The organism is Bovifimicola ammoniilytica (assembly GCF_025567085.1).
Classification (GTDB): Bacteria; Bacillota; Clostridia; order Lachnospirales; family Lachnospiraceae; genus Bovifimicola; species Bovifimicola ammoniilytica.
In genome coordinates, this window is the sequence record NZ_JAOQJN010000005.1 from 19,565 (window position 1) to 32,771 (window position 13,207).

The window sequence follows — 13,207 nt, forward strand, 5'->3', positions numbered from 1 at the left end:
GAAAATGTTGCTATAGCAACCCGCCGCAGGTGGAGAATGTCGCAGGCGACATTCTTTATTCTTTATACGGATTAATCAGTGCATATTGTGCATGGTCTTTATATTCGCCACAAACGCGTATTGAACTTTTAGCAATTCCTTCATATTCAAATCCTACATTTTCTAAGACCTTTACGGAAGAAAGATTGTCAGGCATGACATATGCTTCAATTCTATGAAATCCTCCATCTTTAAAAATAGCTGAGGAAGCGCAGATTATTGACTCGGCAGCATATCCGTTTCCCCATACAGTTTTACTGAACTTATAACCTATACTTGTAGAAAAAAATGGAAATTTATGCATATTTCCAAAGGAAACAGTTCCTATAATCCTATCAGGTTCATCCTTGGTAAATACATAAAATCTGGCATAAGAGTTTTTAATGAAAGCATTGTATTCAAGGCGCAGAGAAACACTTTGATATTTCAGGGTATAGTAATTAGGTGGTTTTTCTGCCTCGTATGGTTCAAAGTAATCACTATTTTTAGATAGAAAATCTAAGACCATAGGGGCAGAGTTTTTATCAAGAACTTTTAGTATTAAGCGTTCAGATTCATATGTGATATTCATATTAGTCTCCGTTTCTAAGAGGATATTGACAGAAGTGACCTTTTAATTTCTGTATATTTACGTTTGGGAATCGGTAATTCAGTACCATCAGTCAATATAACTTTACATCTTTCAATTTTGGACAGGTACAGAGGATTAATCATATAACCTGTATGAATTCTAAAGAAGTAATCTTTATACTTATCTTCTATTGTATTAAGAGAATCAGTAGATTCTACCAGCGCATTGGTAAAATCAGTGTCACCGGTTAGGTGAATAATACTATGACGTGCACGATTAATACTTTCTATATATATAATTTTATCCTTGCCAATAAAATAAACAGTATGTTGTTGTCCTGAAAATGTTAAATTATTTTCCTCTTTAGTTCTGAAAAATGCGGCTGAATCCAAATCTATATAATGATTTGGATATATACTATCTCTATCATCATATGGAAATGCATTTGAAATGTGAATCATAGTAAGTTTAGGTTCGCGGATATATGTATTATCCTTATTAATCTTACATTTTTCAGCCCACGTATAGTGCAGACATTGCTTATGAACTGTAGACTTGCCATTTGGATAATGTGTATATATATGATAAATAAGCACGATTTCAAAAACGGTTGCACTACATCTTATAGGAATTGTAGTGATGTCACTCATTGTAAATGTCAGACTATGTGATTCATTTGACCATGCAGATAAAATATTAGCCTTGCCTCTGAGTATTTGATTCTCGGCAGGACCTATCCATAGAATGTCATCATCAATATTGTCGAAAAAGGGTTGGGTATTATTTTTGTAGTATTCAGTTATTATATAGACAGATTTTTCAATTATTTCATTTGTATTCATAAAATCACCTGTGTATCACGTAATTATTTACATTTATAATAGCACAACAATATAACAGAATCAAATAAGATTGACCATTTTTGCCATAAAAAAGCCCATATTTAATGACTGCGTTGTCAATGTTTACAAAATATAGTATAATATAATAAATGTGAACATTTTGTGAATTAAAGAAAATAAACGAGATACAAGGAGGAAGGCTATGAAGAAGATTTACAAACAGTTGTTAGCAGGATTGTTGGCGATACTAATGGTATTCACATCAATCGGAAACAATGTGTATGCGGACATCTTGTTGGATAATGGTTCAGAGAAGAACAAAGAAATATTATCCGAATTAGAGGGCATTGCGTTGTTAAAAGACGTATTAGGAGAAGATGTCAGTGATGAAGATTTGCAGAAATATTATGAGATTTTGCAAAACTATGGATTGCTAGACAGCGATGGTTCGGAGATTAAGAACTGGGACATATGGCTTGATGGTAAAAAGGTTACTTTAGATGAAATCAAGGCACTCTTAGAAGATGAGAATTGTGATCTGTCACACCAGTTGTTAGTAGACGGTCAGGCTATTACATTAGGCGATGTTAAGACAATGATTGAGATAGAGGAATATATCACATATCTCAAGGAAACATATTTCACCGAACATCAGTGGACAGGTGAACAGCAGGCTAACCTTAAGAGCCTGATGGCACAGATTGAAAATAGTGGAATTACTATGGTAGCGGATAATAATACCATGGTAGTTAATAAAGCAGGAATTTCACATTCTGCCAGAGTAAGTGTGGAGGCTAAGATATTAAATGACTTAGAAAAAGAATTTGTGTTTAATTTAACAGGTGCAGGTGCAGGACAGGTTGTAACTTTTGATGCAGAAGTGGTGGCTGCCAGCCAGAAGATAGCCTCTGTAAAGGCTGCTGATGGTACAGAAATATCAGGAGAGACAACATTAACACTTACTGCTGATGATAATGGTAATGCATCGACAAAGATTACTGTAACATTGGAGGCACTTACAGATGATTATGCACAGACAACAGCTAAGCTTGTGTATTATTTAAAGCTTGGTAATATTAAGAATGCATTATTCACAGACGGAACCAATAGTAAAGATTATATGATGGTAAAGAGTGAGGGAAATAGAAACTTTTCGGAAGATAACTATAAGGTGCAGTGGGGGGTAGAGGATAATTGTTACTATGTTGAAGATGGTTGGAGACTTCAAAATGAAGAAGCAATTTACTTATCGACTTTTGCAGTAGGAGAAAATTCATTCAAATATGGTATAGCAGATACTATATCAGTGGTTCAGTATGATTCTTTAAATAATATAGATACAATTAAGTTACATTATGGTTCGAATATTGATACTTCGAAAGGAAGTATTAGGTATTTTGCTCAGGTGTTGGATAAAAATGGTAATATTATATTAATATGGGATAGAGTACTTTCAACAGCTATCCCGGAAGAATATCATATGAACATGTGGGGCGAAGAGAATGCGTTAATTACAAAATGTAAAATATCATATGATCAATTTTATGTTGATGGTAGTAATAGATATCTTAAATTTGGATTTAGTGGAAATATAAACAGACACGGCACTAGTTCGGAAGAAATTGGTGGAATACCTGGAGTGGGTTTAAAATTAAGTGATGAGAAGGCTCCGGGTGTGAAGTCTATTGAAGCAGCCGGTGAAAATTATTATCCGGGACAGGTTGTACCTGTTAAGGTTACATTCACAGAGCCGGTTGATGCATCGACTGCAGTTGTGAAGTTCAATGGCGAGGCAGCAGAATATAAAGCAGCAGAAGGAAGTGGATATAGTAATGTTCTTACATTTCCGTATACCGTTAAAGAAGCAGATAATTCGGAACTTGTTATTTCTTCAATATCAGCAACGGATACAAGTGATTTGAAACTTGTGGATTATAATCCTGGTGGAGATAACAGTACAGGACAGAAAGTTGATGGAGTGGAGTTGGCAGGTGTTGTTGGTTCACATTCTATTACAGGAATATCAGCGAAATTTAAAAAAACAGAGATAAATATAAGTGTTAATATATTAAATGACGAAGAGAGAACACAGTGGCTTGCAGGACATATGGAAGCAACTGATGATGGCTTTCAGATTAATACGGATACCCTTGCTGTATCTATAGATGGAGGTAAGACATTACTTCCACTTAAGTTAGCGGGCGAGACATATGTAGGACAGACAGTTACTGCAAGTGTCGATGTGGGTAAGAATTATGAAGATACAATTAAGGAACATTTAATTGAATTATATGTAAATGGAGAGCTTGTAATAGATAAATATAGCATAGTTAATCAGGAAGCATTTGTATATATTTATCCGGGTGATGTTAATGCAAGGCTTCATATAAAAGATGGTAATAATAATCATATTTTTGAGAATGGAAATGAACCGGTTATATATATTCAGGATGAGATGCCTACAATTACAGCAGACTTTACATTAAATAGTGGTAAAGAATATACATGTGGAGATACTACAAGTGTGACAACAGCCAGTGCGGATGGAACATTTGCAGATGAGACGAAAGATTTTGCATGGCAGGCAACTACAGATGGAATAGTGAATATTGATGTAAAGCCGGATGGAAGTGCTGAAATAGTACCGCTTAAGGCAGGCAGGGTAGAGATATGTATAATTCCAAGGAATGCGGGAAAATATCAGCCATGGGTAGGTACTAAATACGATATATATGTAGCAGGAGATGATGATACACCGGTCGATACCGGCAGAGATACGGCAGTGTTAGAATTTAAGCCCGGTTTTAATCCGTTTATTAAGATTGCAAGAGATTCATATACTGTTGAAGATAAACACGATTTAACTATATTCTGGACAAGCAATCTTTGTGAGAAGAATGGCAGCGAGAACACAGAATTTAATGTTGAAATCAGAGATGGTAAAGATGATACTAAACCGGTTGCTTATTCGACAGTTGTAACAGGAACTGCCGATAATCCGGCAGGAAGTGTAACTATTCCGGGCAGTGTATTCGAATACTATTATGACGGCAAAGGAAGTAATGAATATAAAGTGACGGTTTCTACTAAGAACCTTAGCAGTGGAGTTACATATTTGGATAGTGTTGATGTTACTGTAACCTCATTACCGGCAGAGGTATCATTAGGTAAACTTGACAGTTATTATATAACAGATGCTACGAAGAGCGTGGATATTAACTGGTCTGTTAAAAATTTAAAGAAAATTCTGTCTACGGATATAAGTGATGCCATATTTAACTTCAGAATTACTAAAGGTACAGAGGATATAGTTAACTATTCTTCTTTAGAAAATGCTGAAGATAATTTTAGTAATGCATTTGATATGCTTTACTGGACAGGTGAAGCAGAGGGTACATATAAACTGAATATAGATGACGTAGTGGCAGACAGTAGTGATCCGGCAAGTTATCGTACAGCATATACTGTAACTATTCAGGCTAAGAATAATACAGACAGTACCTGGAGTTATGACTCGTTTATTCTCTATGTATATGATGCAGATGCCTTAAAGATTATGGTAGACGGCAAGAGTGCAGATGAGATTACTATGTCTAACATAGATGAGATATCTAAGATGTCTCAGGACGAGATTCTTGCATTAAAGAGAGACATATATCTTAAGAATATTATCTCGGTAAACTATGGTGAATATGCATGGACAGAAGTTGCAGACCAGATAGAATGGTCATTATCTGATAAGAATGTTGCTTCACTAAATTATCAGCAGTCAACTCTCTATGAAAATATAGATAAATTCTCTTATGTATCATACAGACCTACTACAGAATTAGGTCTGTCAGGATTATCATATGGTATAACAAGCGTTACGGCAGTACATAAACTTACAGGTATGTCAGATACTCTTAAGGTCAATATAGAGACTTTAAGGGATAAGTTATATTTATTCCAGACATATCCACAGGCAGAGACAACTATTACATATGTAAATAATAATGGAGAACAGAAGACAGCTACTTCGGATAGTACAGGAGCTGCAGCTATCTTTGAGAAAAGTGGAATAGCATCAGATGTATATTTTACAACGGTAAAAGATGGCATTACATATATTGGAACTATATATAATAAAGAAATTGCTACCGGTGAAAGTGACTGGACTAAGTTAAGCAGATATCCACAGAATAATCTTCAGCTCAGGAAGATGGCAAATGCATATGTATATGTAAAGGATTCGGATGGAAACCCATATACCGGAGACGTTATAGTACGTGGCGGTGTATATATAAATGGAGAATATAATTCAGCAGCTAAGTTTGAATTTGATGGCAGTAATATAGTTAAACAATCTGGTGCAGAAGACAATATTGTCACATTAGGTAAAAATGGTAAATTATCAGTTAATATGGATATTACACAGTGGGGATTTGAAAATAATCTTCCTGAATCAAGTGATAATATAAGCTATATTTTCCAGATAAGCACTAAGGATAATAAGAGATATCCTATATTAGTTAAGATAGATGCTACTCAGAATGAGGGCAAGTATATAAACAGTGGTGAAGCGGTTATTAATTTCCGTAAGAACGTAAGCGGAGAGCATAATAACTATATAGCTAATCAGACCATAAGCTATTCAGAAGAATCAGTAACAGATGTGGTTGGATATACAGGAAATATCGGACCATCAGACAGTACACCTGAAGCAATATTAACTACAGAAGTATATTGGTGGGGTGAAGATACAGAAGAAATGAAGAAATGTATTCCTGATTTACAGTTAGTTACTGATGATGGATATAAGATTTCTGATTATGACAAGCAGAGCGAAATCAGTTCGGGTATATATGAGTTCAGTAATATATATAGAACTGAATATAAGGTTAGTTTGAATGCTGATACTTTAGAAGGATTTTTACCAAAAGGTAAGAAAACAGGACTTGTATTAAATTATTATAAAGATAGTAAAGATGGAACATTAACTCGAAGAGAAGAATTATCTTTCAAGTTATATAATATGCTTGGCATGGGCAGAGTTGAAGAGTCTAAGAATCTTGTCGAACAGTTAAAGACAATGGGTGATTCAACCGGAACATCGGCTTCAGATAAGGTACAAACAGGCGACAAATTTGTTACTGTAGCATTAAATCTTATATCGGGTGAGAAATATACAGGTGCAAATGGTAATCTGTTCAACTTACAGATAGCGCCTACTTCTGATCCATCTAAGTTCTTAGGACTTATAGAATGTAACGTTGGAAATATGGAGAGCCCTATTAATGGCGGTGATGATAAGGACTTTAAATACAAACCGGGCTTAAGTGAGATGTTAGCTATTACCAGCCAGAAGAGATTTGAGAAATATGTAAATGAAGCAAAGGATACTTTCAAAAAAGGTATGGCAGGTAAAGTCGGTAATGGTGATAAGAGTTTTGAATTTAACGGTTATCTTGAATCACTAATTTACTTTGATGTTGATTCTGATATGTGGAAGATTCAGATCCTAAGTGGTGGCTTTGATGCCGGTGGTGGCTTTGGTTATACCTGGAATTGGAATACAATGGTAGGCTTTGTGCCATTTACGGCAAGTCTTACTATTGGGTCGCAGGTAGAGATTAGTTTTGATGCTCTTGCAGTATCTTACAATAAATACGATGATTACTCTGATTATATAAGTAATTTTAATGCAAAGAATGGCATAGCAAATGATTATCTTACAGAATTAAGAATATATTTGTATCTTAAATTCTTTGCGGGAGTAGGTATCGATTATTCGGTAGTTGCATTTAAGCTTGGAATCTATGGACAGATTAGTCTGGATATGAGGTTTGACTGGCTGAATAGACCATATATGTATTCTGATGACGGTTATGTTGTGAATACGGCAGATGGTTATACGAATAAAGATAACCATGGCAAGATGAATGGACAGCGATTTAAGATAGATGGAGAAATAGGCCTTAAATTGGTTATCAAAATATTATTCATTAAATATAGTAAAACTCTGTTCTCAAAATCATTTAATCTTATGGATAAGAAGACTGGTGAATGGAAAGAGATTCAGGACAACTGGTCTAAGAATCAGCAGGCTAAGAATGCTGCAATAAGTGAGTTGCTTGGAACTAACAGTATATCTCCGGTTAATGTCGGAGGGCAGGGATATTATGCACTTAATCTCGCGGCTACATATGAAGACAGAGATTATTTAAAAGAGAATAAGAATTATTGGAATGATAGTGTAAGACCTGTGTTTACAAGTAAGTACAGAGCTTTGGCAGGTGCAGCAGGTTCAAGGTACAAGTTACAGAATAATGCTTATCCATATTCCGATCCTTTAGTTACTGATGATGGAAAAGTAATGATATATCTGTCAGATATGGGAAGTATGGATACTGATGATACAAGAGTTGCATATGCAGTTAAACATGGTAATACATATAAGATGGGTACAGATAGTGATACTCATGCAGCAATAGATGATAATGGTTATGGTGACAACCAGGCAGCGCTCGCAGGTAATGGTGACTTTGCTGTAGCAGCATGGACTAGAAGCGATAAAGAAATTAAGAAAGACGAGGGTTCTGTATTAACATACAGTGACCAGATGGTAATGATGAATGGTACTGAAATATACGCTTCTATATATGATGGTAACACATGGCAGACTACTAAGTTAAGTGATAATAACACACCTGATTTATCACCTGTAGTAGCAACTAATGGTAAGACAGGCAGTGAAGCAAGAGCAGTCATTGCATGGCGTGCGGTAACACCGGCATCTAGTGAAGAGAATATTACGGAATTTACAAAAGATACAATATTATACAGAGTATATGACGGAAGCACATGGAGTAAAGAAGATACTCTCTATAATGGTACCTCAGGTTCAGTAAAAGCATTAGTTGCATCTATGCTTTCAGATGGAACTGCTGCAGTTGCATATACATTAGATGAAGATGGTTCTGATGATACTATTACTGACAGAGAGATTTATTATGCAGTAATAGATAATACAAACTTCAATGTAAAACGTAATGTAAGAGCTACAACAGATTCATATTTAGATGAGAATCCTAATCTTACAAAGGTTACATTCCCGGCAGATAATAAAGAGCATTTTGTATTAGGCTGGTATACTGAACAGAGTGTTGCTAAAGATGCAGCAGATAAGATGAGTACAAGTGAAGCTGGTAATGATACGGAGGATACAAGTGAAACTGTAGCAGACATCAGATTTATGGATTTCGATGAAAATGGAATAACAGGAACACGTATGCCTGATTCCATAAGTTCGGTAGCTGGTTCCGGCGAAGTATCTATTACTTCTGATTTCAGATTTACAAAGGGTGCTGAAAGCATCGATGATTTATCAATTATATGGGTAGAACGAGCTGATGAAGTTAAGACAGATGATGATACTGAACTCTATACTGAAAAGGACGTATTAAAAGCTGTTAAGTTCTATACATATGGTGAGAATAAAGAGATTGTACGTTATACAGGAAGTCTTGATATAGCAGAAATGTCAGACGGAACACTTGCAGATAATTTCGATACTTATGTGGGTGGTTCAGGAAATGTTAATGCAGTTATTCTTGGAACAACTTATGATTCAAGTAAAACTAAGACTGAAACAGGAGAATTAGTAAGTGGAGAAACTGTAAGTTATGAAGTTCCAAGCAGCATTACTTCTATATATCTTACATCAAAGACATATGAGAATGAGATTTCAGTAGAAAATGCACTTGCCGATTATGATACTGTTAAACTTGGTGCAACTACACAGGTACAGTTCAGTGTGAAGAATAACGGAACAGATGCAGTTAATGAAGTAAAGATACAGGTTGGTGATACAGATACGACTTATACTGATATTAACTTATTGCCTGGAGAAAGTTATACATTTACAGCAGACTATCAGGTTCCGGAGGATAAAGTGGAAGATGTTAATTATAAGGTAGAAGCTGTATTCAGTAATGGAGACAGCAAAGCTTATAGCGATGTCATATATATGGATATACCTGATTTGAAGATTACTAAGGCAGAGATTGTCAAAGAGGAATCAGGAAAGCGTACCATTCAGGTTAAGTTAGCAAATACATTAGATGCTTCACTAAGAAATGGTAACCGAAAGGTTAAGATAAGTTTCTATAATGATGCAACTTATGAAGAAGAGATACCTGAGAAATATATAAGTCCTATTATCATTTCTTCAGATGATGAATTAAAGATGATAGACGAGGGCGGATATAGCGGACAGGCTGTATTCGATGTAGCCTCTTATATATCAGAAGCAAATGGTTCAAAACAGGAGATAAGTGATAACGGCATTAATGTGTATATAAAGGCTGAGATTATGGAAACTGACGATAAAGGCGAACTATCTGCCAGAACAGAACCTGTAAGTTCAGATAACTATTCATATGTAACTTGTGAGAACTTAAAGACACGTACAGGTAAGGACGTAAGTATCACAAGTGATTTCCGTGTTGATGATGATAAGACAACAGTTTCAGTAAATGTACAGAATAATCGTCTTACTAAGACTACAACGGGAAATCTTATGGTAACATTACTTGATGCTGATGGTAATGTAATAGAGGTTAAACAGACTTATAATAAGAAAAATAAAAATAATGGACTTATCACATTAGATGGTGAGGAAATATTAGAAAATAAGATATTTACATTCGATAAGGCAGGAAGTGATGTAATTGTTACATATTCAGATGTTATTAATGCAGATGATGAGGACAGTAATGCAGAACTTGCAGAATTAAATGTAAGTGGAATTGCAGGTATTACACTTGATAAGTTTGTTAAGAATGAAGACGGAGATTACTACTATATAGTTGATGCGAAAGATGTGTCTAACATATCTATAGCAGCTCAGGCAAAGAGTGCATCAGCAAAAGTTACTTTAGCAGGTAAGACAGATGATAAAGCAAATAATATACTTGCTGAAACAGTAGATATGACTCCGGGAAGTACTGAAAAGATTAAGATTACAGTTACTTCGGCAGATGGAAGTGCAACAGTTAATTATATTCTTACAATTATAAATGGAACAGATGGTTATGTGTCGATAGACGATATGTCTAAGACATATGATGGCAATCCTGTTGAGACGACATTTACAACGAAGAATAATACAGATGGTGACAGAGTTACTATAGAGTATAAGAAACAGGGTGAATCAGATGACAGCTACACTAAGACGGCACCAGCAGATGCAGGCGAATATGTAGTCAGAGTGACTGTGGAAGCTGATGATACTCATACAAAGGCTCAGAATACTGCTATGTTTATGATAAGAAATGCAGCACGTACATTACCGGAACTTACTGCTGTTGACGAAACTATATGTGATAAGGCAGATGGAAGTATAACAGGTATTACTACTGAAATGGAATGGCGTGTGAAACCTGATTCTGAGGATGCATCTGAAGTAACTAATCCGTTCAAGGCGGTTACAGATGCAAATATGAAATTTGCAGCAGGAACATATGAAATCCGTTATATTGAGAAGAAGAATTATGACACACCACCTGCAGCGGAAGTTACAATTAAGGCAGGACGTAAATTAAACATAACAATACCTGGTGAACAGACTGGATATAATATATCTGTCAGCGATAAAGAGGTAAGCTATAATGGAAGTGTCACTCTTACATATGCAACAGGTATGGGATATACTGAGACACCGGACTTTGCTATAAAAGTAAATGGAGAGGCTGTTACTTCGTTAAATGTTGATACATCAACAAATAAAAAGACATATACAATTAATAACATACAAAATGATATAGACATTACCGTTGAGGGTGTAGAGGATACGACAGCACCTAAGGGTGAAATAAAGGTATCAACTAACAGATGGAAGAAATTCGTAAATACAGTTACATTAGGAATATTCTTCAAGAAAGAGCAGACAGTTACCATAACTTCACAGGACAAAGGCAGCGGAATGGATTCAACTAAATATTACGTTTCTAATAAAGCATTAGATTTACAATATGTTGAAGAATTAGACGATAGTGCATGGAAGACTTACAAAGAATTTAATATTAAACCAAATGGTAAATATATCATCTATGCTAAATTGACAGATAAAGCCGGAAATATAAATTATATTTCAACGGATGGAATGGTAATTAAAGATACCAAACCTGAGATAACTGGTTTAGAAGAAGGCAAGACATACTGTATAAAAGCAATATTTACTGTAAGTGATGAATATTTAGATACTGTGACAGATACGTTGACAGACGAAAATGGACAGGTAATATCAGAAGAAGTAATGACAGGTCATTTCTATGCTGATGATGTGAAAGAATATACGTTAACACCTGGACATCATAAGATAGTAGCAACAGATAAAGCCGGAAACAGCACAATCGTTAATGTAACAGTAAATGCAGAACATACATATGGAAACTGGATACATAATGACGATGATACACATACCAGATATTGTACTGCTGATTGTAGTGGCTTTGAAACAGAGAATTGTAATGGTACAGGAGCTACATACTTCAAGCGGGCAATATGTTCGGGTTGTGGAAGTGAATATGGTGACTTAATTAGTGACATAACAGCACCAACAGGTGAGATTAAAGTCGCAGACAATAAATGGGATAGTCTTCTAAATGGAATAACATTTAAAACATTCTATAAAGAGTCACAGACAGTAACCATAACAGCTACAGATGACAGTTATAGTCATGAGGGTTACACAGATGATAAACAGGTTAAAATTCAGTATTATATATCTAACGAAGATAAGGCATTAACTTTATCAGAATTGGATAATATAGAATTTACAGACTACACAGGTGGATTTGATATTAGTTCATTTAATAAATATGTTATTTATGCTAAGTTTACAGACCATGCAGGAAATGTTACATATATTTCAACAGATGGAATGTTAATTAAAGATATTAAACCTGAGATAACAGGTATAGAAGATGGCAAGACATATTGTGAAAAAGCAGTATTTACTGTAAGTGATGAATATTTAGATGCTGTATCAGATGTGGTGACAGATGAAGATGGAAAGATAATATCAGAAACGTTATTAACTGCCATTGACGGTGTGTATACATTAGAAGCAGGAAATCACAAGATTACTCTTGCAGATAAAGCAGGAAATACAACTGTTATCAATGTAACTGTCGACAAAGAGCATACTATAAGTGACTGGATTATTGACAAAGAAGCTACTGTGTATGAAACTGGCAAACGTCATAAAGAGTGTACAGTATGTGGAAATGTTATGGTGACAGAAGATATAGATAAACTGGAAAAACCAACGGAAGAGGTTACAGAGAAACCAACAGAAAAGGAAACTGAAAAACCAACAGAAGAGGTTACAGAGAAGTCAACAGAAAAAGTTACGGAAAAAGAAACAGAGAAACCTACAGTTACTACTAAACATAATGATAAATCAGCTAAGACAGCGGATTACACACCAATTGATATGATGTTATTAATTATATTAGCAAGTGCAATTGTGGTAACAGTAAGTGCTGCAAAACGTAACAAGAAAAATTCATAATTATTTATTGTAATTATTAAATTAATAGCCATATATCTTTCATGGATATATGGCTGTTAATGTATTAATCCCTATAAATTGCATATTATTTAATAATACACTACAATTTAAAATAAAATTCTTGCAAAATGGTATTGGTATGTTATAATCTGTAATTGTATGACTATTTGGAGGCATTTTTGCGTCTAAATGTAAAAA

Annotated in this window: 3 protein-coding genes; 1 reads left to right on the top strand and 2 read right to left on the bottom strand. The window is 34.9% G+C overall.

From position 1 onward, the window contains the following. Positions 1–55 precede the first annotated feature (55 nt). Together OCV48_RS07660 and OCV48_RS07665 are read right to left on the bottom strand one after the other, a co-directional pair. Positions 56–610, bottom strand: a complete 555-nt coding sequence (locus OCV48_RS07660; protein ID WP_147591574.1) for a GNAT family N-acetyltransferase — start codon at positions 608–610, stop codon at positions 56–58. A gap of 14 nt (positions 611–624) precedes the next feature. Next, positions 625–1,452: a LytTR family DNA-binding domain-containing protein gene (locus OCV48_RS07665; protein WP_021982380.1), complete on the bottom strand. Its 828-nt coding sequence runs from the start codon at positions 1,450–1,452 to the stop codon at positions 625–627. A 202-nt stretch (positions 1,453–1,654) separates the two neighbouring features. Here OCV48_RS07665 and OCV48_RS07670 point away from each other — a divergent pair, with 202 nt between their 5' ends. Further along, complete coding sequence (locus OCV48_RS07670; RefSeq protein WP_147591575.1) at positions 1,655–13,009, top strand: cadherin-like beta sandwich domain-containing protein; 11,355 nt, start codon at positions 1,655–1,657, stop codon at positions 13,007–13,009. The last annotated feature ends 198 nt before the right edge of the window (positions 13,010–13,207 follow it).

Coding starts and splice junctions, on each gene's coding strand:
- OCV48_RS07660 (WP_147591574.1), bottom strand. CDS start 610: ATGAATATCACATATGAATCTGAACGCTTAATACTAAAAGTTCTTGAT.
- OCV48_RS07665 (WP_021982380.1), bottom strand. CDS start 1,452: ATGAATACAAATGAAATAATTGAAAAATCTGTCTATATAATAACTGAA.
- OCV48_RS07670 (WP_147591575.1), top strand. CDS start 1,655: ATGAAGAAGATTTACAAACAGTTGTTAGCAGGATTGTTGGCGATACTA.